Source organism: Bacillus sp. FSL R5-0443, from assembly GCF_038608285.1.
In the GTDB taxonomy this organism is placed as follows: Bacteria; Bacillota; Bacilli; order Bacillales; family Bacillaceae; genus Bacillus; species Bacillus velezensis.
In genome coordinates, this window is record NZ_CP152013.1 from 793,513 (window position 1) to 815,382 (window position 21,870).

The window sequence follows — 21,870 nt, forward strand, 5'->3', positions numbered from 1 at the left end:
GCTTTTGGGATGAACCGCCCGATAAAAGCGGTCTTTTTATGCGTCGTTCACTTTTTTTGCTTTTCTTCTTTGATGCAGATACAGTGCCGTTCCGAGCGCGCTGATGAGTAACCCGGCAAGAAGGATGGAATACATCGTTGTGGCCGTATCAGGAAGCAGGCCGCCCGGCGATACTCCGTCCTGCGCAGGGCCGGATGACGGTTTTTGTCCGCTTGGCTGCTTTCCGGAGCCTTGGTCTCCGCTTGGCGGCGGCGCGCTCTTCGTGTTTGCGTTTAATATGGTGTATTCACTGAAATGATTTGTATAGCCCGTGACGAGATCGTGTGAAACCGAACCGTTGTCTGTTTTTGTATAGACGTTCTTTTTCCGGTCTACATGGTAAATGCCGGGCTGCTTCGCCTTTTTCGTATTCTCAATGCGCAGGGTGAGCTTTACCGGCGCTTTGAATGTTTTGATGTCTTTGTTTTTCTGCTTCATTGTAAAGTCGTATACATTTGAAAGCGCCCCGCTTACTTTTCCTTTCGGCGTCACGCCGAATCGTGTATCAGCTGAAGCAGCGTTTGCCATCGGCATTTTCATGCTGAACTTGTCATGCAGGATCGTAAGGGAAGAATCCGATGTTCTGTCCTTTAACAGGCCGATTTGTTTTTTGGTCACGCTGAGATCAATCGGCTTTTTGGCGCCGTCATTCTTATCGTAATACACGATCGGCGTGTTTGCGTTTTTGGCATAGGCGGCAAATGCGCTGTCATCTTCAAGCGTCCACGAACCGTTTTTTTGTTTCGTCGGCAGGTACACTTCCTGCGCGCGGCCGTCAACTTTCGGTTCCACCGCTTTTCCCGCTTTTTCAAGCTGCTCGGTGAAGACCTCATAGTCGACAAAGCCAAGGTCTTCTTTATGGGACGCTTCGTTAAAGACGGAATATCCGTCTCCGCCTTCACCGACAAAGTTACTGGTGGCGACTCTGTATGTCTTCTTATCAGAAATCGGCTTTACGCTGCCGTCATCCTGTACGGCCGCAGCTTGAAGAACGCGGTGTCCCGGCTTTTTATTCAGTGTAAACGTGTATGTTAAACCGGCAACTTGAGGGAAGGCGCCGCCTTGAGCCTCAATTCCGCTTAACCCTTGTTCCAAGGCTTGTTTGATCTGTTTTCCGGTTAAATCCGCGACGTAAAGCGTGTTGCCGAACGGCATCACATTCAGCACATCGCCGAGTGTGATGTCTCCTTTATCAATGCCCGCGCGGATGCCGCCCCCGTTTGTGATCGCGATTTGGGCGCCGGCCGCTTCCTTCGCTTTTTGCAGCATGCCGTCCGCGATGAAGTTTCCGAGATTGGTTTCTTTGGAGCGGACATGCTCGCGCTGGCCGTCAAGTGCGACCTTCGTTGAGCCGACTTTTTCATTTTTGACTGAGACGAGCTCTTTTTTAAACGGATCAAGCTCTTTTTTCAGATCCGGGTCTTCTTTCGTCTGCTCGTTCACCGGAATCGCCTGAAGAGAGGATTGTTCCGGCAGGACGACGCCGTTTTTGTCAAAGGCGACATCTGCCCGGCCTAAATATTCGCCGTATTCTTTTGCCTGGGCGACGATGGTCGGCTCTTCGTTTTTGACAACTTCCATTTTATCTACAAGCGTATGCGTATGTCCGCCGACGATCAAGTCGATGCCTTTTACCTTTTTGGCGAGATCGAGATCACGCTGATGCCCGATATGGGTCAGGGCGATAATTTTATTGACATGTTCCTTGTTCTGTATTTCTTTTACCGTATCTTGTGCGGATTGGAAGGCATCATGAAAGACAATGCTTTTTCCCGGGCTTGATGTGACGGACGTATCTTCTGTCGTTAAGCCGAATACGGCGACTTTTTCTCCGTTTACATCAAGCAGAATGTATGGATAGATGCCTGCTTTTTTCTTTTTCCCTGCAGTAAATGTGTCTGCTTTTTTCATGAATGGTCTGAGTTTTGACTCTTTGGACACATCGACATTTGAGCTGACGAGCGGAAAGTCAGGCGCTTGAAAATTGTATTTTCCGGACGGGTCAGCCGCGCTACCGTTCCCGCTCAGGAAGCTGGCGAGAGCACCCGGTCCTTTATCAAACTCATGGTTTCCGAAGGTCATTGCGTCGTAGCCCATGCGGTTCATCAATTTTAAATCAGCCAGCCCCTGCCACTTTGTGAAATAGAGATCGCCTGAGAAAACGTCTCCCGCATCCAGCAAAATGCTGCGGTCGGTTTCGCTTCTGATTTCTTTGATTTTCGTCATCCGCCTCGCCGCGTTATCAAGGTGGGCGTGCGTGTCGTTTGTATGCATAACGGTGAGTTTCCATGCGTCATCTTTCGGCGGATCTGTGCCCGGTTCATCATCTTTGAATTGGAGCTTGTACTGTCCGTAGCCCGCGTTTTGTGATTCACCGATATAGGCGACGTCATCTGCGCGGTCGGCAAACGGCTTTGCGGCCAAGGAAGATTCAAATGTCAGGTTTGTCCCTTTGACCGGAAGGATGGACCAGTTATGATCAGCCTGCGGATTAATCGTTTTCTGCTGGATGATGTAATCCATTAAGACCTGCCTGTTCTCATCGGCAGAAGAGTATACGATTTTATCATTGCTTAAGTGAGGGAATCCTCCGCCGCCTGAAGCGCGGTAATTATTTGTGACGATCAGAAATTCCTGCTTGGCGCTGACGGGCTTTCCTTGATAAGAAAGGTTGACGATCCGGCTTGCATCGGGATGAATGACTGTTCCGTTTTCGTTGTATTTCGCCGGTTTTGTGACATCGACCTGATAGGTGACACCGTCAATGACATCAAAATTGTATGAGCGGTAGGCGTCATTTAAAAGCGCTTGGCTGCCGCCTTTTGCCTGATCGATCTGATTAAATTGCCCTGCGGACATTTCGAGCCAGTCCTTCACTTCGCTTCCGTTCAGCTTGACGATCTGAACCGTGTTGTCATACAGGTACAAATCGCCGATATTTTTGATGGCGAGGTCGCCAGCGGAAATGTTTGTATAGTAGTTTGAGCCGTTCCGCCCGCCGGCTTTAAACGGGGCGCCCGCCGAGAGGATAGGCAGATCTTTGTATTCCGTATCCTTCATCTTATTTTCGGCGTACCATCTTTGCGCATCCGTTACGATTTGAATGGACGGATCATCTTTGACTTGGGCGAAGAAACTGTTGATATCGGCTTTTGTCTGGCCGACGGGTTCTCTGATGTATTTCAAAGTGCCTTCGTGCGCTTTTTTGACGGTATTGACGACGGTTTCGTTTTCCGACGTCACATTGCCGGCAATCGGCTCGATGCTGCCTTTTGCATCTTCCACATGCCACGCGCTGTCTGTTTTTTCAAGCCGGAGGTCGATGACGCCCGCATATTTGCCCCAGCTGCTTGACATGACAACGGGGATGCCGTTAATCGTGCCTTTATCGATGTCAAATTGATCAGCGCCTTTGTATTCGGCATCAGGGAAAAGCCCGTGCTGATGGCCGGATACGATCGCATCAATTCCGCTGACTTTTGTTGCCAGGTCAAAAACGGCGTTTTCCGCTCCGGAAGACTGCGCTTTTTTTTCGATGCCGCTGTGGGCGAGGGCGATGACGATATCGGCTCCTTCAGCTTTCATTTTCGGAACGGTTTTCTTTGCGGATTCCACAATGTCTTCGACCTGAACGCGGCCTTCGAGATTTTTCTTATCCCACGTCATGATCTGGGGAGGAACAAAGCCGATGTAGCCGACTTTTATCTGATGCTTGCCGCCGTTTTCATCCGTGACGGTTTTGTCTTTTATGACATAAGGCGTATAACGGTTTTCGCCGCTTAATGTTTTCACATTGGCGTTAACGATCGGATAATCAGCGCCTTTGATTGTCCCGTCCAGAAATTCAAGCCCGTAATTAAATTCATGATTGCCGAGTGTTCCTGCGTCATAATGCAGACTGTTCATCACTTCAATGATCGGATGGGTCTTTGCGCCTGAAATAATATCATTTTTCTCATATTTTACGGCGTATTCTCCGAGGGGATTCCCCTGAATCAGGTCTCCGTTATCGACAAGCAGCGTATTCGGGTTTTCGCGCCTGTGCTTCTCAATAAGCTGAGCCGTTCGGGCCAGCCCGAATTCCGTTGTCGGTTTGTCGCTGTAGTAATCGTAGTCCATCATGTTAGCGTGAACGTCAGTTGTGGCTAAAATGCTGAGATTCACACTGGAGGATTTGTTTTCTTCTGCTTTAATGGGTGATGTTGGGAGGATTAGACTAAGTATCATAACTAGTGGCAGCAGAATACGGAGTGTCATATTGACGCTGCATCGTCTTTTCTGTATTCTCACCTGTTCTCCACCTTTCAACAAATTTTGTCATGCAGTACCATTGTAAGAATATTTTGTGAAAGTTTATATAGATTTCATGATGATTCTTGTAAAAAGATGAAAAATGAGGATAATGACCTATGTGAAACGGATGAGCGGCAAACGCGTTACCTATGTTTGATGTTAGTGTGGCTGGGGTACATGGATTTATGTAGACTTCATCAAGCAGGAGGTAGTAACTATGGGTAAAAAAATTGCAGTTGTATTAACCGATTATTTTGAGGATGTCGAGTATACTGAACCTGCGAAAGCTTTTAAAGATGCGGGTCATGAATTAACCGTAATTGAACAGGAAAAAGGAAAAACAGTCAAAGGCAAACAAGGGGAAGCGGAAGTGAAAGTGGATGCGTCCATCGATGATGTAAATCCGAAAGACTTTGACGCATTGCTGATCCCGGGCGGATTCTCTCCTGACATGCTGCGTGCGGATGACCGTTTCGTCCAATTTGCCAAAGCGTTTATGGATGATAAAAAACCGGTGTTCGCCATCTGCCACGGACCTCAGCTTCTCATCAACGCGAAAGCATTGGACGGGCGCAAAGCGACAGGGTTTACATCAATCCGAATCGACATGGAAAACGCGGGCGCAAATGTGGTGGATGAAGAAGTCGTCGTCTGCCAGAACCAGCTGGTCACAAGCCGCACACCGGATGACATACCGGCATTCAACCGCGAATCATTAAAACTGCTTGCGTAATATAAAAGCGGAGCGCCGTATCAGGCGTTCCGCTTTTTTTGTGAAGATTCCCGGATAACCAGCTCAGGCGCCAGAATAATGCGTTGTTTTTTGTGCTGGGAACTGGTGATTTTATGATGCAGCAATTGAGCTGCTTCTTTTCCCGACTGCCGCGGAAAGGAAGAAACGGTTGTAAGCGGGGGATAAGAAATTTCAGCTTCCGGCACGTTATCAAAGCCGACAATGTCAATATCTTCGCCCGGAATGAGCCCGGCTTTTCTGATCCCTTGCATGACGCCGAACGCGACCAAATCACTGAAGCAGAAAATCGCGGTCGGGCGCTCAGACCGGCGGAGGAGCTCCGTCACGGCTTCACAGCCTGCTTCGCGGGTTGGCACGCTGTCAATGACATAGTCATTTTTTACTTCCAGATCCGCTTCACGGAGCGCTTTTTTAAACCCTTTCATGCGCTTCGTCCATGTTGACGAGTGCTTCACGCCGCCCAGAAACGCAATCTCCTGATGGCCTTTCTCAATGAAATGACGCACTGCCTTATAGGTGCCTTCCTCATAATCGGCTCCGACAAAATCACAGTCGGCATCGGCAATCTCCCTGACGGCGAGCACGACCGGAATGTCAAGCTGCTCAAGGCGGGAAAGGGTTTCCTCAGCCGTACCTGAAACCGGGCACAAAATCAATCCGCCGACCCTGTGCTCCAGCATGGTTGAGATCAGCTGCTCCTGCTTGGCGACGGAATCAAATGTCGTGCCTAACAGCACCGTTAATCCGACTTCCTCAAGCGTATTCTGAACGCCGATCAGAAACTCTGAGAAAAACGTATTGGAAATGTCAGTAATAATCAATCCTACCGTTGTGGACGTCTGTGATCGTAAATTCGCGGCGACCCGATCATATACGTACCCCAGCTCCCGCATGGATTGCAGCACTTTCTCACGGGTCGCTTCGGAAATTCGCGGATTATTGCGGACGATTAATGAAGCGGTGGATGTTGAGACGCCGGCATGTTCAGCGACCTGCTGCAATGTCACCCGGCGTTTTTTTTGCTGTTTCATACGTCGCATTCCTCACTTGGTTTTTATTCGTTACATCCATTATAAGCGTTTTGGCGCATGAGAAGAAAGAGAGAGGGGGAGAAAATGATAAAGCGCCGGAAGACGGATTGTCCTTCGGCGCTTCTGTCACAATAGGTTATTCAAACATTTGCTCTTTAATATACTGAACAGGCATTTCTCGGCCTGTCCAATATTCAAACGCCATGGCGCCCTGCCAAAGCATCATGCCGAGGCCGTTAATGGTTTTGCAGCCGGCCGCTTGAGCTTGTTCAAGCAATTTCGACGTAACGGGGTTGTAAACGACGTCTGTCACAATCAAATCAGGACGGAGCATGGATGTATCTTCAATGACGCTCAAGCCTTCAAGCGGTTTCATGCCGACACCCGTTCCGTTTGTGAAAATATCGCTTGAAGCGATCTCAGCACGCAGCGCATCTTGATCTTCGAGCGGGAAGACTTTCGCTTTGCAAGAAGATCCCTTCATTTCTTCATTGATGATGCGGACGTTTTCTTCCGCTTTTTCGAAAAACGCGTCATTGCGGGCGAAAATAGAGATTTCTCCGAGGCCTTCCAATGCGGATTGAATCGCTATCGGAGTGGCGGCCCCGCCGGAACCGACCAGCGTCATTTTTTTGCCCGTGATATCGATGCCGTGTTCTTTTAAGTTGCGGACGTATCCCATACCGTCAGTGGAGTGTCCGATCAGTCTTCCGTTTTCATTAACGACTGTATTTACCGCGCCGGTGAATTTCGCTGAATCCGCGAGTTCATCGAGGTAAGGGAGAATGTTCATCTTGTTCGGCATCGAGACATTGAAGCCTCTGACGTTTAAGGCGCGCATTCCCGTTACCACATCTTCCAGCTGTTCATTGCCGACTTCAAACGCGAGGTAAGCGTAGTTCAATCCTAATTTTTTAAACGCCAGGTTGTGCATCGCCGGAGATAAAGAGTGTCCGATCGGTGTTGCGAATAATCCGATAAGCTGAGTTTTTCCGTTAATCCGTCCTAAATCTTTCTTCATGATGTATTCCTCCGTTAGTCCATTCATTTGTTTTTCATCCCGCTTTGAGGGCAGAAAAACGCTGATTACATATGTTTATTTAAAATGCTGAGTACGCTGCGCAATTCTTCAACGGGAATCTGTCCGGGCGCTGATGCTTCTTTCCCCGCGCCGAACGTGCACGCTGAGCCGAAGACTTCGCCGGCCAGGCGGCTGATCAGGCCTGTTCCCGCCATTGACATCGTGATGATCGGCCGGTCTGCGTATTGTGTTTTCATCGTATGAGTGGCATCCAATAAGACGAAAACATCTTCAGTGCTTTGCGGCATCACCGCGATTTTCGGAATGTGCGCGCCGTACGCCTGCATGTTCCGCAGCCGGGAAATGATTTCTTCTTTTTTCGGTGTCTGATGAAAATCATGATTGGACATGACGACATATACGCCGTTGTCTTCAGCGGTTTTCACAATTGATTTGACTTCCGCTTCTCCCGTAAACAACTCAACGTCTGCAAGGTCAATGTGTTTTGTTCCGATGGCGGTTTTAAGCAATTCAATGTAAAAGCGGTCATCAATAACTTTATTTCCGCCTTCTTTATGAGTTCTGAATGTGAAAAGCAGCGGTGTTGCGCCTGCGACTTTCCGCAGCTTTTCAAGCATGCCTTTTACGGCGTCCAGGCTGTCAACGTGCTCGTACACATCCGCCCGCCACTCAATGATATCCGGGCGAAGCCTGTTGACGGCTTCAATTTCTTCGAGCAGTTCTTTCTCTCCGGCCGCCATCAGCGGCACAATGATCTTCGGAAGCCCTTCGCCGATGACCGTGTTTCTGATCGTGATAGATTGCATGATAAATCCTCTCCCTTAAAAAATAGTCAGGCTTTCATCACTTGCTTAAAGCGGATTCCGATAAACAATGCGAGAAGGGCGCTGACGGCCGCAATTCCGATATCAAGCAGAAAAACAGGCGTCAGGCCGGCCGCTTTGGATATCGCTCCCGTTACAAGCGGAATGACAATAAAAGATAAGCTTGATGCTATATTAACAAAAGATGTGATTGTACCTTTATTTTTAGGGAATAAAACAGCCATAACCGTCATCGCCAATTGCAGAATGCCCGCAGTTGAAAGTCCGATGACAAAGGAGCTGATGACTGATACGGCCGGCTGATGGATGAAAATCAGAGCAAGCAGCGCGATTGCCGCGATCACAGGGTACAGCACCATTACCGTAATCGGCTGAATCACTCTGTTTAACAGCACGGCCAGCAATAACACGGACACAAGCGCACCGATGCTGTAATAGCTCAGCAATTTGACAGCCTGCACCTCAGGCATGCCCAAAACGGTTTGCCCGAACTTAGGAAGCCATACTTGAACGAGCATAAACAGCGCCGTAGATGAAAAGCCTAACAGAATGATCGCAAGGCCTTCACGCCATATCGACGGCTGTGATGTGAACGCGTCATCAGACGGAGAGGCTTCCGTCCGGCCGCCGTCTTCTTTTTGCTTATGATTCGGAAACGGAACTTTTAACAGGAAAAAGCCGTTCAGGAAGAAAATAATGCCCGGTACGAAAAACGTCCAGCCGTAAAACAAATGCCTGTCCGCAATAAACGCGATAAAAAACGGAAGCACCGTCGCGCCGATGGATACAAACGCTTTGATTAACACGGTTGCAGAGCTTGCGTTTTTCGGAAATCCTTCAATAAGCGCCGGATATGTCCCGGAATCCAAGAAGGAATTGGCGATCCCGGCGAAAATGGCGAAGATAAACGCGGCCGTATAGTTTGTCGAAAGCGGAATTCCGATTAGGAAAATCAGATACAGAAAGGCGCCCGATACGATAAACGGCCGTCTCCCGAATGTATCCGAAAGCTTCCCGGCAAACAGAAGCGAAATCAGCTTCCCGATCCCGATGGCGGAGACCAAATAGCTGACCCCGGCTGCGGATGTATGAAGCTGTTTTGATAATGCCTCCATATTGGATGCGATAATAATATTGATCATGCCCAGCAGGAAATAATTAATATAAAGACCCGCTGCCATTTTGGTGTATATGTTTTTCATGATGACATCCCCTAATGCGGTTAATAAAGAATTAAATTAATTTTTAAATTAACAAAAGCACAGAACCATTCCCCTTTATTGAACCACTGCCTTTCTTTGAAAACTGGTTTGATAAAACGGTTGCAGAGACAAACTTGAATAACGCTGATATCACAACGAGTATATCGTTCTACTAAATAAAAAAAGATAAGCGGCCCGCTCTTTTAGTATATCGTTCTACCAAGTTCACAGTTACTATACTCCTTCTTTTTATATGTGTCAAACCGATGAACTTTTATTTTTCACTTTTTTAAATGAAAAAAAGACCCGCCGTTTTTCGGCAGGTCTGACATGGGTTTATTTTCTGAGAGAGGCGAGCTCCTCGGCAATGGCCTGCATTTCACTCGGGCTGAATGATGCTTTTTTCATGACCATTTGATGAAGGTATGTAAGATCTTCTATTTTTTCATCACTGAAATCTTCCGCTCTGATGACGCCGACATTGAGCATGTTGAGCTTTTGCGAAATGTCTTCAATCATTTTGTTTAACGTTTCTGTTTGTTGGCTCGGCAAATTCATGCATCCTTTCATGACCGTTTTCGTCCCCTTTATTCTAACAGAATTCATTTAGAATAAAAGCTTATTTCCACAGCCGCAGAAAAGTTGCTAAGATGATGATAAGGTTTTTGATCCTCAAAATGCGGGGAAAGAATAGGGAGGTTATCGATATGATACATGTGCTGTTTGTCTGTCTGGGAAATATTTGCCGGTCGCCTATGGCAGAGGCGGTATTTTCTGATATGGTGAAGAAAAACGGGCTGAACGGGCAGATTAACATTGATTCAGCGGGAATCGGCGCCTGGCATGCGGGAAATCCGCCGCATGAAGGGACAAAGGAGATCCTGAAGAAGAAAGGGATCAGCGCAAGCGGCATCACGGCGAGGCAGGTGCGTGAGTCTGATCTGACCGATTTTGATTACGTCATTGCGATGGATGCAGAAAATATCGGACATCTGCGCAGCATGGCCGGTTATAAAAAAGCGGCGCCGCGTATTGCAAGGCTGCTTGATTATGTACCGGAGTCGGACCTTGCGGACGTGCCCGATCCGTATTATACCGGGAATTTCAGCGAGGTGTACGCTTTGGTCGAGTCCGGGTGCCGTCATTTGCTGGAGACAATAAAGAAAGATCATCATTTATAAGGGGGATTGACCGATGAAGCAGACACGCATCATGGCAAAAGCGATTCTGATCGGCGCTGCCGCCGGCGGAGCACTGTCCTTATTACATAAGCCGACAAGAGAGGCATGTTTCCGGAACATGGACGCGTGCAGGCAGCGTGCGGCATTTTACCGAAAACATCCTGAAGTGCTGAAACAGCAGGCATCTGCAAAACTGGATCAAGTGAAAATCATCGCCAATACCGTATCGGAAGATCTGAGTTTTTTAAACGGGCAGATCACCAAGCTGAAGCAGACGACGCCGCAGGTCATTGACCTGTTAAAAGAAACGAAGGAGCATTTTTCGAAAAACGATCATTGAGGTGGGATGTCATGAGTTTTATAAAGGAGCTGTTTGCAAGGTTTTCTCTCCATGAAGGACAAAGTAAATCGGCGGAGCTGGCGTATTTTTTCCTGCTGTCATTGTTTCCGTTGATGATTTTCATGCTGACGCTCACCGCCTATCTTCCCATATCGGCAGAAGACGTGCTCGGGGCGGTCGATCAATACGCGCCCGACAGCGCCATGTCCATGGTGAAATCCATAACGGAGCAAACGCTGAACAAGCGCAGCGGCGGACTTTTGTCATTCGGGATTATCGCCGTCATCTGGTCGGCTTCGAATGGTATGAACGCGATTGTCAGAGCATTTAACCATGCCTACGAAGTCGAGGAAAACCGCTCATTTATCATCATTCGCCTGACCTCAATTTTTTTAACCATCGCGATGGTGGTCACGATTTTAATCGCATTGCTTCTGCCGGTGTTCGGCAGAGAAATCGGAATGCTGGCCGCAGATTTTATCGGCGCCTCCGGCCTGTTTTTGCAGGTGTGGTCGGTTGTCCGCTGGGGTATCAGTCCGCTTATCCTTTTAATCGTGTTTACCGCGCTTTACATTTTCGCGCCGAATAAAAGGCTTTCCCTCCGTTTTGTGCTGCCGGGAGCCGTATTTGCGGCAGCCGGCTGGATTATCGTCAGTATGCTGTTCTCATTTTACGTCGGCACCTTTGCCAACTACAGCGCCACATACGGGAGCATCGGGGGAATTATCGTCCTTATGATCTGGTTTTACCTTACGGGAACACTGCTGATTTTAGGAGGAGAAATCAACGCGCTTTTACATAAACGTAAAAAGCTTCCTGATGAAAATCCGTACCGCGGGAGCAAGCTATAGAGGAACGGAGACGTTCAAGCTGAAAAACGGAGGGGAATCGATTATGACCAAGCATACGAAAAAAGGCGGAAGCCATAATAAACAAAACTCCAAAAACGGCCCGAAGAATAAAACAAGCGGAAGCGCTAACGGGCAGAACGGATACCACTAGAAAGCAGCCGCCTGACTTAGATCAGGCGGCTTTTTTTATGAGGCCGGAAAAGAATGGGATTCGGATGCGGGGCTGTGCTTTGTTTTCCCGAAGACCAGCGCAAGCCAAATACAGACCAGAATCACCGTAATAAAGTAAAACAAATTGGCGCTTTCAAACCGCTGCATATACCAGCCGCCCGCCACCGGGCCGATCATGCTGCCGAGGCTGAAAGAAATGCCGCAGAGCAGATTGCCCGCCGGCAGCAGATGGGACGGCAGCAGGTCGCTCATATAGCTGATGCCGAGGGAAAACATACTGCCGACCGCCATTCCCGCCGTGAAAAAGCAGCAGCCGATGACAGAAGGCGACGGAAACAGTCCGGCCGTCAAAAAGCAAAGGGCACCCGTTAATAAGATGACGAGCAGGACACGTTTTCTCCCGAATCGATCGCTTAATAAACCGAGAGGGAACTGGAATACAATACTCCCGATGGCAAAAGCGGGCAATATCAGCGCGACGGCATCAACGGATATGCCTAAGCGCAGGGCGTACACGGGAAAGCTTCCGTTCAGCGCCGTTTCTAAAAAACCGTACCCGAAAGCCGGGAGAAAAGCGACCCAGCCGAAAAGAAGGGCGCGGTAAAACCGTTTTGCGCTGTTGTCCCCGGATGTTTCATCCGGACCTTGCGCCGGGTACTCGTTACGTAAGACAAATACAAACAGCCAGGCGGCAAGACTGATACAGCCGGATACGATAAACGGAAGGGACGGACTTGTTTTCACAAGAGGGACCATGAACGGGCCGACAGCGAATCCAAGCCCGAAGGACAGTCCGTACAGCGAAATGTTTCTTCCTCTGTTTCGGGGCGTTGACTTTGACGTCACCCACGTTTGGGTTGAAAAATGCAGCATATGATCCCCGATTCCGATAAGCAGCCGAAGAAAAAACCATAACCATATGGATTGAAGCCAAATAAAACTGAATAAGCTGATGATAACAAGAAATCCGCCCATGACCATCAGAGGTTTGAATCCGAGCTTGCGCAACGGGGCCTCCATAAACGGCGACGCCAGAAGCACGCCGATATAAAGGCCGGTTGCGTGAAGTCCGTTTATAGCGGCTGATTCCCCGTTCGTTTCAAAAATGACGGAGATCACCGGCAGAAGCATGCCTTGGGAAAATCCGGAGATGGAAACAAGCAGAACCAAAATAAAGAAGTACAGTCGTGACATCGCGTATTTCTCCTTCTTCAGTATCTTTCTTGATCGTACACGGATTTGCTGCGTCCGGCAACCTGAAAATGCCAATTCGGGCTGCCGCGGAAGTGTAATTGAGGGAGTTTTTGAGAAGGATATAAGAAGACTCATTCGAAAAAAGGAGCCAGGCAGATATGAATCGGATTTTTTTCTTTACGGCTGCGGCGGGAGTGCCGCTTTCAGTCATCGGCGGCCTGATGCACTGGCCGTCAGCGGTTTTGTTTATTATTTATTGCTTGACGATTATTGCGCTTGCAAGTTATATGGGGAGAGCGACCGAATCTCTTGCCATTATCGCGGGACCGCGGATCGGCGGTCTGCTGAATGCCACGTTCGGCAATGCGGTAGAGCTAATTATATCGCTTTTCGCCTTAAAAGAAGGGCTGACGGGCATCGTGCTTGCTTCACTGACCGGTTCGGTGCTCGGCAATCTTCTGCTCGTCGCGGGACTGTCGTTTTTTATCGGCGGTTTGAAATACAAGCGGCAGGAATTCAATATTCATGATGCCCGGCATAATTCAGGCCTGCTGATTTTTGCCATTATCGTTGCTTTTGTCATTCCTGAAGTGTTTTCCATGGATATGGGGGAAAAAAACAAGCTTGATTTGAGTGTCGGCATCAGCATCATCATGATCCTTTTGTACGTGGCAGCTCTTTATTTCAAGCTCGTCACCCACCGCGGTGTTTATCAGCCGAATCAGCTGGAGGCAAAGGAAGAAGAGGAGCAGCCTGAGTGGTCGGGGAAAAGAGCGACAGCCGTCTTATTTATTTCAACCATTATCGTCGCCTACATATCTGAAAACCTTGTCCATACGTTTCATGCGGTGGCTGAACAGTTCGGCTGGAGCGAGCTGTTTATCGGAGTGATTATCGTCGCAATCGTCGGAAATGCCGCAGAGCATGCGTCGGCGATTATTATGGCGTACAAAGACAAGATGGATGTCGCCGTTGAAATCGCGGTAGGCTCGACTTTGCAGATCGCCATGTTTGTGGCTCCGGTTCTTGTGATCTGTTCCATCTTTTTTCCGGTCAATATGCCGCTTGTATTCACATTGCCCGAGCTTGTCGCGATGATCTCATCCGTCCTTTTGATGACAATGATTTCAAATGACGGTGATTCGAACTGGTTTGAAGGGGCTACGCTCCTTGCCGCTTATGTCATTATGGCGATCGGTTTTTTCCTGCTTTAACCTGTAAAAAATGCGGATAACAACGATTGCGGAGGAAAAGACTAAAGGAAAATGCTATAGAAAGAGTGATATGATGAGAAAGCTGTTTCATGCCACACTGATTCTGCTGTTATCCTTTAGTTTTTTCGCAACGCCGTCTGCCGCTGCAAAAAAACCGTTTAAAGTTCCCAACTCTGTCGTAAGCATTTCAAAGGAAAATACGTATCCGAATGCTTCACAGGACCAGCCGATGCTTCAGCCGAGCAAACTGGCGAAGGAATTGTTAGAGACATCAGAGATCAATATCGAAAATCCGCATCTGATAAAGATGCTGAATGAATCCTCGGTTTCCGGTTCCCCGCTTGCCATCGGATACCGGGCGACAATATTTCTCGGGAAATGGGCGCTTGGCTATCAATCGAACGAAACGGTCGCCAACTGGGAATATAAAAAAATCAACACAAACAGAGCGGATAACCGGGGCGGACAGCAAACCGCGGTTATCTCATACGCCCAAGAACAGCAATACAAAATCAAAGGCGGGCTCACAGCGAAGGTGCCGAACGCAGAAGACCTAAAAAGCATGATGATGCAAAAAGCGATGAAGAAAACAAAACTGCCGCTCGCGTTTGAAACGGTTATCGGCGCAGGCACAAAACGCGATCAAACCTACAAAATTTCTCCGCAGCGGCTCGGCTACCTGCATGCCTACGCTCCGGCCGTTAATGAAAAAGGAAAAGTAACATACGGTGAAGTGTATTTGGTGCTGAAAGGCAGCAAGCGGAAACTTGTCGTCAAAAATGTGACTTCGCAAGGAATCGGGGCTTGGATTCCGGTGCAGGATCACGTCACATTCGGTTTTCAAATGACAGCGCAGCCGAGATAAATAAAAAAAGCTGATTCCGGTTCGGGAATCAGCTTTTTTGTGTGTGATACATTTCCTCGAGCAATTGCACATTGTTGTTGTACAGCTCCCGGGCAAGAACGCGTCTCACCGCAAGGCTCGCCGAGAAGTATTCTGTGTCTTGAACCATGCCTTTTACTGTAAATTCAATGCCTCTGGTTAATTTGTTCAGACTCATAATTCCATGCACTTGAAACGGCTCCGTCGCATTGAGAAATTCATCCCGCTTCAGTGAATCGCGAAGCTCATCATTGAGCATGTCGCAGGCTTTTTCTAAGACGGCATATACCCGCTCGGGATCTTCCTTGTAACTGATCACGACGGACTCGGTAATCCGCATAAAATCAATGTTATAGTTTTGAAGCTGTCTGACCTCACCGTTAGATATGGTAAGCAGCTTGCCGGTCCACTCACGGATCTGGAGGGAACGGAGTCCGATTTCTTCGACTGTGCCGTTGAACAGATTGTTAATCGTCACATAATCGCCTTTATGAAGCTGGCGTTCGTATATTAAAAAGACACCGGCCAATATGTCCTTGATTAACGACTGGGCGCCGAAACCGATGACGATACCGGCAACACCCGCCCCGGCTAAAATTCGGCCGAAATCATGAACGAATAAAGAAATGACGTAAAAGATAAAACCGATCGTCGCCGTATACTGGGTGATGGATCGGACGAGGCTTTCAATCGTTTTCCCTTTCCGTTCCTCCAAGAAATCCGTGCGTTTAAATAACACCTGGACAAAGCGGTTGATCAGAAAAACACCGGCGTAAAGCACGAGAGCGACGATGATGATCTCAACCACTTTGCTTTTCAAAATGTCCGTAATTGTCGTTTCCATCTTTTGTTAACCTCTGGCTTTTCGTAATGAAAAATCTGTGTCCTGATAATAACTGTTTTTGACAAGGACGTTCGGGCCGAGGCACCGGACGTTTGTGCAGCGGCAGTTCAGCTCTTTGCTCAGCTTCGTCTGTCTCCACTTGTCATATGCTTCGGGAAGGCTGTCTGTTTTAATATTGCCGAGCGGCGGTGTATCGCCGAAATCCGTGACAATGATATTTCCGTCAAAAATGTTGACATTCAGGCGGGAGCGGCCGTCAGGGTCGTTTCGCACCGTAACGTTTTTCGCTTCCCGCAGGCGGCGGAGGAGCTTCTGGTCTTCTTCATCAGGGCTGCATGCGTAAAACGGGAGCGTACCGAACAGCATCCATGTCTCTTCATCGCGTATGTCGAGCAGATGATGAATGGCCTGTCTCATGTCCGTCAGACTGAGTGATTCAAGCGCGCTGGCGAAATCACTCGGATACATCGGATGGACTTCGTGCCGCTGGCATTTCATTTCTTCGGTAATTTGCCGATGAATATGTTCAATATGCGGCAGCGTCCGTTTGTTCAGCATCGTTTCCGCTGAAACCATTACGCCTGCTTCGACCAGCGTGCGGCTGTTTTCAATCATTTTGTCAAAATAGCGCGCCCGCTGTTCAAATGTCGGTTTCTTCTCCATCATCGCAAATCCGATGTCGGCAAAGTCCTCGACCGTTCCCCAGTTGTGAGAAATGTGAAGGACGTCCAAATAAGGAATAATCCGTTCGTAGCGCCCGATATCAAGCGTCAGGTTTGAATTGATCTGTGTGCGCACGCCGCGTTCATGGGCATATTTCAAAAGCGGGACGACGTATTCCTTTACCGATTTCAGCGAAAGCATCGGTTCGCCGCCCGTAATGCTGATAGAGCGTAACAGAGGAATTTCATCAAGCCGCTTTAATAAAAGGTCGATCGGCAGCGCATTCGGGTCTTTCGGCTGGAGCGTGTACCCGACGGCGCAGTGCTCGCATCTCATATTGCACAAAGTCGTCGTTGTGAATTCAACGTTCGTCAGTTTCATATCTCCATACTGGTCGACATCCATGTACGCTTCCCAAGGATCGTACTCCGGTGTGATCGGACGCAGTGTTGTGTTTTGTGTCATGACTATCTAACTCCTTTATAAATGGGGCATACTAACGTCTGCCAACTGTTAATTTTAGACCTGATCTGCCAAGATCGCAAGTAGCGGAACCATTGAAAAACGGCAAAAAATACGCTACCATTATAAAAAATGAATGGAGTGGAAGTATGGGGAATGCAGTAAACAGCAAAGATCAGCAGCTCGATTACCTGAAGAACAGACTCGATATGTTTATGAATGTCATTGATTCATTAGACCCTGAATCAACGGACGTTGAAGATATAGACCGGCTCATCGGCATGCTTGATGATCTGGAAGCAAAATATGAACGCTTTAAAAAGGATTGGGAATAAACCCCGGCGGATGCCGGGGTTTTTCTTTTTCCATAATGCGGCTGTATAAAAGGGCAGGGCCTACTGCAAAATAAGGAAAAATGCAGAAGGAGTGCTGGTCATGAAATGGTTTTGTTCAATTTGCTGCATGGCCGTTTTACTTGCGGGGGGCATCAACAGCGCAGAAGCCGTGCCGAATGAACGGATAAACTGGGGATTTAAACGCAGCGTCAATCATCAGCCGCCGGATGCCGGCAGACAGCTGGACAATCTGGTCAAAAAATATGATGCCTTTTATTTGGGCAATACGAAAGAAAAGACCATCTATTTAACGTTTGATAATGGATATGAAAACGGGTACACCCCGAAAGTGCTTGATGTGTTAAAAAAACATCACGTCACGGGCACTTTTTTTGTCACGGGTCATTTTGTGAAAGAGCAGCCTGATTTGATTAAACGGATGTCAAAGGAAGGCCATATCATCGGCAATCATTCTTTTCATCATCCTGATCTGACGACAAAAACGGGCGATCAGATTCAAGACGAACTCGATTCCGTCACGGAAGCTGTGTACAACATTACCGGAAAGCGGGACAACCTGTATCTCCGTCCGCCGCGCGGCGTATTCAGCGAATATGTCCTGAAAGAAACGAAGCGCCTCGGCTACCAAACCGTTTTCTGGTCCGTCGCATTTGTCGACTGGAAGGTTAACGAGCAAAAAGGGAAACAATACGCCTATGATCACATGATAAAGCAGGCTCATCCCGGCGCGATCTACCTTCTCCACACCGTTTCAAAGGACAATTCAGAAGCTCTGGACGATGCCATTACCGATTTGAAAAAAGAAGGCTACACGTTTAAAAGCATTGATGACCTGATGTTTGAGAAAGAAATGAAGCTGCCGCGCCTGTAGAAAACACCTCTCCTGGTAATGGAGAGGTGTTTTGTTATTTCAGGCATTTAATCAAAGCGGCCCAATCCAGATCCCCGAAGCCTTGTGCGATCCCGCTTTCAAAATGGCTCTTGGCCAGTTCGGCAAGAGGGAGTTTTGCAGAAACCTGTTCTGCGGCGGCGAGCGCCAGATTGGTATCCTTCAGCCCTAAAGACATTTTGAAACCGGCCGGCTCAAATTTCTCCTCAGCCATAATCGTGCCGTAATTTTGATAGACGGGAGAGCCAAAGAGCGCGCCGGCGATTTCTAAAAATTGTTTTTGCTCTAACCCGTACTTCTCCATCATTAAGAACGATTCAGATAACGCCTCAAGCATGGACACCAGCAAGAAATTGACGCTGATTTTCGCGGCATTGGCCGTTTTTGTTTCTTCACCAGTGTCAAATACTTGCTGACTCAGGATGTTAAGCAGCGGTTCGGCCTTTTTCTTCGCTTCCGCCGGTCCGGCTGTGATGATGCGAAGCTCGGCCTTCTCGGCGGCATCGGGGCGGCCGAGGACGGGAGCGGCAATAAAGGACTGCCCTCTGCCCGAATGTGCGGCGGAAAGTTGTTCTGACAGCGCCGTACTGATCGTGCTCATTGAAATATGAATGCCGTTTTCAGATAACCCTGCAATAATGCCGCAAGCTCCGAACGTTACATCTGTTACGGCGTCATCGTCTGACAGCATGGACAGCACGATGTCCGCATGTTCAGCTGCCTGTCGGGGCGTTTCGGCATATTCTGCCCCTTTATCCAGCAGGTCAGCCGCTTTTTCTTTCGTCCGGTTATATACAGTCAGGCTGTATCCGGCTTTCATGATATTTTCGGCGATGGGGCGGCCCATATTGCCGAGTCCGACGATGGCGATCTTCATTTGACAGTCCCTCCAATGAAAAGTTTTCCACCATTATACATGCAAAATGGTTAATCTGCTGTGTACAGGATTGCCACTTTCAGTTCAGGTTCTGAAGACCATCCGGAGTCTGAGGCGGCTTTCCCCTTATAAAATCCGGTAAATCGGGTTTTGATGATTGTTTTTGAACGGGGTTTTACAGTGAATGTTTTTGATTTGAATGTGACGTCCTTTATGTTTTCTGATAAATCCGGGGTGACAGAAATGGTTTGTTCCCCTTTTCCGTAATGATTGATATAAAGCGTGCAGCTCATGCCCGCTCTTTTTCGCTCAACCAGATGACTGCATTCGCTGCGGTGCTTCAAATACTCGACAGCCTCTTTTTCGGGCGCGAACTGTTTTAAGGAAAAAACGGCATATTCGGTGGCAGGACTGATACCGGAAGCGGCCCCCATACTGAGAAAGATCAGAAACAGCCCCGCCGCGGGAAGCGTCCGCCTGAACGCGGCGGCACACCAGATTAACGCCGCAAAGTAAAGCACGACCCCGGGAATGACGGAGATATGGGCTCCATCTTCCGGCCAAGAGGAAAAGCCGAGTAACTCAAAGATGTAATCAGACACCGTACGGCCGTTATACAGCGGGGCAATGGACATGACACTGAAAGCCAGGAGGACAGAAGAAATGATTTTGTGAGAAAGGATGGTAACGGCGCACACCTCTTTACGTTTTTTTCCAGACTATCATGTTTTCTCAAAAAAAAGAACAGCCGGCAGCCGTTCTTACTTGAAAATATTAAACCAGCCTTTGCGGGCGAACCAAAACAGCATGGCGGCCACAAGAACGGCCATTACGCCCAAAACGATAAAATACCCGTATTTCCAATGAAGCTCAGGCATGTTATCGAAATTCATGCCGTAAACCCCTGCGATGAACGTCAGCGGGATAAAAATGGTCGAGACGATGGTTAATGTCATCATAATGGCGTTCATCCGGTTTGAATTCAGCGTCACATAGCTGTCCCGCAAATCTGACGTCATATCACGGTTTGACTCGATCAGCTCAGCCAGTTTTAACAGGTGGTCATAAATATCGCTGAAATACGCTTTCGTTTCACGGCTTTCTTTTACATGGTCAAGGCTCAAAATCCGGTACATTAAATCGCGCATCGGAATGATCGTCCGCCTCAGGTTCAAAAGATCAGTCCGCAATTCAAACACTTCATTCATTAAAGTGCCGTAAGATTTATGTGTTCTGCTGTCTTCAATTTCATTCAGCCGGTCTTCAATTTTGTACAGCACGGGGAAATATTCATCGACAAGCTGATCCATAATCATATAAGTGATGTGCCCGGGCCCTTTTTTGGCTAATCCCGGAGAAGCGAAAAACCGTTCTCTCACCTTTGAGACGCCGGGCGATTCGTGCAAATGGAAGCTGACGATGAAACGGTCGGACTGAAAAATGTCCACCTCTTCCATTTCCAGTGTGTCCGGGTTCAAGGCGTGGAGCACATAAAAACGGTAGCCGTCATAATGGTCGATTTTCGGCCGCTGCATATGCTGAAAGCAATCCTCGATCGCAAGCGGATGAAAGTGAAAATAATCACGCAACAGCTCGGTTTCATGCATCTCAGCGCCGAAAAAATCAATCCAGTACCATGCGATGTCCGGTTGTTCTGTACGTGATAGGGGGATATTATCTAATATCTCATTATGTGTTGTGATTGCGGTTATATGTATCATAAACAACCCTCCGCCTGCCATTATATCATGCGGCGTTATGAAGAAAAGTATACGAATTGCCGCCCGGCCGCTTCATGATATACTTGGACAAAAAGGGGTGGAGCATATGTGGAAGGAAACGGTTTCGGTCACACCGCCGTATCATTTTGATAAAGTCCTTGAAAGGCTGTCGCTCGATCCGCTGAATGCGGTCGATCTTCATGCAAGATCAATCAAAGTGCCGCTCAGAACACGGGACGGCAAACTGTCCGTCATCACGGTTCAAGCGGAAGGCACCGCCGCAGACCCGGTCTTCCTCGTCAGCGGAGAAACGGACCGCGAGGAGATGATTGAACGGATCAAACACATTTTTCAGTGGGAGCAGCCGCTTCAGCCTGTGCTTGATCATTTCTCAAAAACAAATCTGTCGGCGCTTTTTGAGGAGCATGCGGGAACCCCGCTCGTCTTGGAATATGACGTCTACAACTGTCTCATGAAATGCATCATCCACCAGCAGCTCAACCTGTCCTTCGCTTTTACTTTAACGGAACGGTTCGTCCATGCCTTCGGTGAACAAAAAGACGGTGTCTGGTGCTATCCCGAGCCGAAAACGATCGCGGCGCTTGATTATCAGGACTTGCGGGAGCTCCAGTTCAGCATGAGAAAAGCGGAATATGCGATTGACATTTCACGGATGATTGCAGACGGAGCGCTCAATCTGGCGGAACTTACCCATTTGTCGGATGAAGACATTATGAAAAAGCTGATCACCATCAGAGGCATCGGCCCGTGGACCGTCCAAAACGTCCTCATGTTCGGCCTCGGCCGCCCGAATCTGTTTCCTTTGGCGGATATCGGCCTGCAAAACGCCGTCAAACGCCGCTTCGCCCTAGAGGATAAACCGTCAAAAGACGTGATGCTCCAGGTAAGCAGCGAATGGGCGCCGTATCTAAGCTATGCGTCCTTATATTTGTGGAGAAGTATTGAATGATGAGGATTTTTGGAAACTTCCAGTGAAAAACATGAAGGAACCGCCGGCTGCATGTTATACTGAAAAGAT

The 21,870-nt window shown here is 48.4% G+C and carries 21 protein-coding genes; 9 read left to right on the plus strand and 12 right to left on the minus strand.

Going from position 1 to position 21,870, the window contains the following annotated elements:
* Positions 1 to 36: 36 nt before the first annotated feature.
* Positions 37 to 4,329: a multifunctional 2',3'-cyclic-nucleotide 2'-phosphodiesterase/3'-nucleotidase/5'-nucleotidase gene (locus NYE28_RS04060; protein WP_337681364.1), complete on the minus strand. Its 4,293-nt coding sequence runs from the start codon at positions 4,327 to 4,329 to the stop codon at positions 37 to 39.
* Positions 4,330 to 4,549: 220 nt separating this feature from the next.
* On the opposite strand from NYE28_RS04060, the gene NYE28_RS04065 reads away from it, so the two are divergent.
* A complete protein-coding gene (locus tag NYE28_RS04065; RefSeq protein WP_003155578.1) occupies positions 4,550 to 5,065 on the plus strand; it encodes a type 1 glutamine amidotransferase domain-containing protein in 516 nt (171 codons plus the stop codon).
* A gap of 20 nt (positions 5,066 to 5,085) precedes the next feature.
* Here NYE28_RS04065 and NYE28_RS04070 read toward each other — a convergent pair whose 3' ends face one another.
* The 5 genes from NYE28_RS04070 to NYE28_RS04090 all read right to left on the minus strand — a co-directional run bounded on the left by NYE28_RS04070 (position 5,086) and on the right by NYE28_RS04090 (position 9,737).
* Positions 5,086 to 6,117, minus strand: a complete 1,032-nt coding sequence (locus NYE28_RS04070; RefSeq protein ID WP_100001301.1) for a LacI family DNA-binding transcriptional regulator — start codon at positions 6,115 to 6,117, stop codon at positions 5,086 to 5,088.
* A gap of 136 nt (positions 6,118 to 6,253) precedes the next feature.
* Positions 6,254 to 7,138: a shikimate dehydrogenase gene (locus NYE28_RS04075; RefSeq protein ID WP_025284421.1), complete on the minus strand. Its 885-nt coding sequence runs from the start codon at positions 7,136 to 7,138 to the stop codon at positions 6,254 to 6,256.
* A 65-nt stretch (positions 7,139 to 7,203) separates the two neighbouring features.
* The gene (gene aroD / locus NYE28_RS04080; protein WP_337681365.1) at positions 7,204 to 7,965 is read right to left on the minus strand and encodes a type I 3-dehydroquinate dehydratase; all 762 of its coding nucleotides are present in this window, start codon (positions 7,963 to 7,965) and stop codon (positions 7,204 to 7,206) included.
* 26 nt (positions 7,966 to 7,991) lie between these two features.
* Entirely contained in the window at positions 7,992 to 9,185 is a 1,194-nt protein-coding gene (locus NYE28_RS04085) for an MFS transporter (RefSeq protein WP_007408506.1), read from the minus strand.
* A 336-nt stretch (positions 9,186 to 9,521) separates the two neighbouring features.
* On the minus strand, positions 9,522 to 9,737 hold the full coding sequence (locus NYE28_RS04090; protein WP_003155571.1) for a DUF1128 domain-containing protein: 216 nt from the start codon (positions 9,735 to 9,737) through the stop codon (positions 9,522 to 9,524).
* 155 nt (positions 9,738 to 9,892) lie between these two features.
* On the opposite strand from NYE28_RS04090, the gene NYE28_RS04095 reads away from it, so the two are divergent.
* The 3 genes from NYE28_RS04095 to NYE28_RS04105 are packed head-to-tail and all read left to right on the plus strand — an operon-like array spanning position 9,893 to position 11,557.
* Positions 9,893 to 10,366, plus strand: a complete 474-nt coding sequence (locus tag NYE28_RS04095; RefSeq protein WP_012117078.1) for a low molecular weight protein-tyrosine-phosphatase — start codon at positions 9,893 to 9,895, stop codon at positions 10,364 to 10,366.
* 13 nt (positions 10,367 to 10,379) lie between these two features.
* The gene (locus NYE28_RS04100) at positions 10,380 to 10,706 is read left to right on the plus strand and encodes a hypothetical protein (protein ID WP_169510132.1); all 327 of its coding nucleotides are present in this window, start codon (positions 10,380 to 10,382) and stop codon (positions 10,704 to 10,706) included.
* Positions 10,707 to 10,717: 11 nt separating this feature from the next.
* The gene (locus tag NYE28_RS04105) at positions 10,718 to 11,557 is read left to right on the plus strand and encodes a YihY family inner membrane protein (RefSeq protein ID WP_007408509.1); all 840 of its coding nucleotides are present in this window, start codon (positions 10,718 to 10,720) and stop codon (positions 11,555 to 11,557) included.
* 186 nt (positions 11,558 to 11,743) lie between these two features.
* Here NYE28_RS04105 and NYE28_RS04110 read toward each other — a convergent pair whose 3' ends face one another.
* Positions 11,744 to 12,922: an MFS transporter gene (locus NYE28_RS04110; RefSeq protein ID WP_025284425.1), complete on the minus strand. Its 1,179-nt coding sequence runs from the start codon at positions 12,920 to 12,922 to the stop codon at positions 11,744 to 11,746.
* Between the two features lie 158 nt (positions 12,923 to 13,080).
* Between NYE28_RS04110 and cax the strand changes: the two genes are divergently transcribed.
* Complete coding sequence (cax, locus tag NYE28_RS04115; protein WP_160222912.1) at positions 13,081 to 14,136, plus strand: calcium/proton exchanger; 1,056 nt, start codon at positions 13,081 to 13,083, stop codon at positions 14,134 to 14,136.
* Positions 14,137 to 14,206: 70 nt separating this feature from the next.
* Positions 14,207 to 15,001 carry a YfkD family protein gene (locus NYE28_RS04120; protein ID WP_342490310.1) on the plus strand — a complete coding sequence of 265 codons (795 nt, stop codon included), beginning with the start codon at positions 14,207 to 14,209 and terminating at the stop codon, positions 14,999 to 15,001.
* Between the two features lie 28 nt (positions 15,002 to 15,029).
* Here NYE28_RS04120 and NYE28_RS04125 read toward each other — a convergent pair whose 3' ends face one another.
* Both NYE28_RS04125 and yfkAB read right to left on the minus strand, forming a co-directional pair.
* Entirely contained in the window at positions 15,030 to 15,863 is an 834-nt protein-coding gene (locus NYE28_RS04125) for a mechanosensitive ion channel family protein (RefSeq protein WP_007408513.1), read from the minus strand.
* Positions 15,864 to 15,869: 6 nt separating this feature from the next.
* Complete coding sequence (yfkAB, locus tag NYE28_RS04130) at positions 15,870 to 16,991, minus strand: radical SAM/CxCxxxxC motif protein YfkAB (protein ID WP_032872324.1); 1,122 nt, start codon at positions 16,989 to 16,991, stop codon at positions 15,870 to 15,872.
* Between the two features lie 146 nt (positions 16,992 to 17,137).
* On the opposite strand from yfkAB, the gene NYE28_RS04135 reads away from it, so the two are divergent.
* A complete protein-coding gene (locus NYE28_RS04135) occupies positions 17,138 to 17,323 on the plus strand; it encodes an SE1561 family protein (protein ID WP_003155558.1) in 186 nt (61 codons plus the stop codon).
* Positions 17,324 to 17,423: 100 nt separating this feature from the next.
* Positions 17,424 to 18,215: a delta-lactam-biosynthetic de-N-acetylase gene (pdaA, locus tag NYE28_RS04140; RefSeq protein WP_003155556.1), complete on the plus strand. Its 792-nt coding sequence runs from the start codon at positions 17,424 to 17,426 to the stop codon at positions 18,213 to 18,215.
* 34 nt (positions 18,216 to 18,249) lie between these two features.
* Here pdaA and NYE28_RS04145 read toward each other — a convergent pair whose 3' ends face one another.
* The 3 genes from NYE28_RS04145 to corA all read right to left on the minus strand — a co-directional run bounded on the left by NYE28_RS04145 (position 18,250) and on the right by corA (position 20,831).
* A complete protein-coding gene (locus NYE28_RS04145; protein WP_015417037.1) occupies positions 18,250 to 19,110 on the minus strand; it encodes an NAD(P)-dependent oxidoreductase in 861 nt (286 codons plus the stop codon).
* 50 nt (positions 19,111 to 19,160) lie between these two features.
* A complete protein-coding gene (locus NYE28_RS04150) occupies positions 19,161 to 19,808 on the minus strand; it encodes a hypothetical protein (RefSeq protein ID WP_015239402.1) in 648 nt (215 codons plus the stop codon).
* Between the two features lie 63 nt (positions 19,809 to 19,871).
* Positions 19,872 to 20,831 carry a magnesium/cobalt transporter CorA gene (gene corA, locus NYE28_RS04155; RefSeq protein ID WP_007408518.1) on the minus strand — a complete coding sequence of 320 codons (960 nt, stop codon included), beginning with the start codon at positions 20,829 to 20,831 and terminating at the stop codon, positions 19,872 to 19,874.
* A 106-nt stretch (positions 20,832 to 20,937) separates the two neighbouring features.
* Between corA and NYE28_RS04160 the strand changes: the two genes are divergently transcribed.
* On the plus strand, positions 20,938 to 21,801 hold the full coding sequence (locus NYE28_RS04160; protein WP_337681366.1) for a DNA-3-methyladenine glycosylase: 864 nt from the start codon (positions 20,938 to 20,940) through the stop codon (positions 21,799 to 21,801).
* Positions 21,802 to 21,870: the final 69 nt, after the last annotated feature.

Bases quoted from the DNA above. Each gene is read 5' to 3' on its own strand.
- NYE28_RS04065 (WP_003155578.1), top strand. From the start codon at position 4,550: ATGGGTAAAAAAATTGCAGTTGTATTAACCGATTATTTTGAGGATGTC.
- NYE28_RS04070 (WP_100001301.1), bottom strand. From the start codon at position 6,117: ATGAAACAGCAAAAAAAACGCCGGGTGACATTGCAGCAGGTCGCTGAA.
- NYE28_RS04075 (WP_025284421.1), bottom strand. From the start codon at position 7,138: ATGAAGAAAGATTTAGGACGGATTAACGGAAAAACTCAGCTTATCGGA.
- aroD (WP_337681365.1), bottom strand. From the start codon at position 7,965: ATGCAATCTATCACGATCAGAAACACGGTCATCGGCGAAGGGCTTCCG.
- NYE28_RS04085 (WP_007408506.1), bottom strand. From the start codon at position 9,185: ATGAAAAACATATACACCAAAATGGCAGCGGGTCTTTATATTAATTAT.
- NYE28_RS04095 (WP_012117078.1), top strand. From the start codon at position 9,893: ATGATACATGTGCTGTTTGTCTGTCTGGGAAATATTTGCCGGTCGCCT.
- NYE28_RS04100 (WP_169510132.1), top strand. From the start codon at position 10,380: ATGAAGCAGACACGCATCATGGCAAAAGCGATTCTGATCGGCGCTGCC.
- NYE28_RS04105 (WP_007408509.1), top strand. From the start codon at position 10,718: ATGAGTTTTATAAAGGAGCTGTTTGCAAGGTTTTCTCTCCATGAAGGA.
- NYE28_RS04110 (WP_025284425.1), bottom strand. From the start codon at position 12,922: ATGTCACGACTGTACTTCTTTATTTTGGTTCTGCTTGTTTCCATCTCC.
- cax (WP_160222912.1), top strand. From the start codon at position 13,081: ATGAATCGGATTTTTTTCTTTACGGCTGCGGCGGGAGTGCCGCTTTCA.
- NYE28_RS04120 (WP_342490310.1), top strand. From the start codon at position 14,207: ATGATGAGAAAGCTGTTTCATGCCACACTGATTCTGCTGTTATCCTTT.
- NYE28_RS04125 (WP_007408513.1), bottom strand. From the start codon at position 15,863: ATGGAAACGACAATTACGGACATTTTGAAAAGCAAAGTGGTTGAGATC.
- yfkAB (WP_032872324.1), bottom strand. From the start codon at position 16,991: ATGACACAAAACACAACACTGCGTCCGATCACACCGGAGTACGATCCT.
- NYE28_RS04135 (WP_003155558.1), top strand. From the start codon at position 17,138: ATGGGGAATGCAGTAAACAGCAAAGATCAGCAGCTCGATTACCTGAAG.
- pdaA (WP_003155556.1), top strand. From the start codon at position 17,424: ATGAAATGGTTTTGTTCAATTTGCTGCATGGCCGTTTTACTTGCGGGG.
- NYE28_RS04145 (WP_015417037.1), bottom strand. From the start codon at position 19,110: ATGAAGATCGCCATCGTCGGACTCGGCAATATGGGCCGCCCCATCGCC.
- corA (WP_007408518.1), bottom strand. From the start codon at position 20,831: ATGATACATATAACCGCAATCACAACACATAATGAGATATTAGATAAT.
- NYE28_RS04160 (WP_337681366.1), top strand. From the start codon at position 20,938: ATGTGGAAGGAAACGGTTTCGGTCACACCGCCGTATCATTTTGATAAA.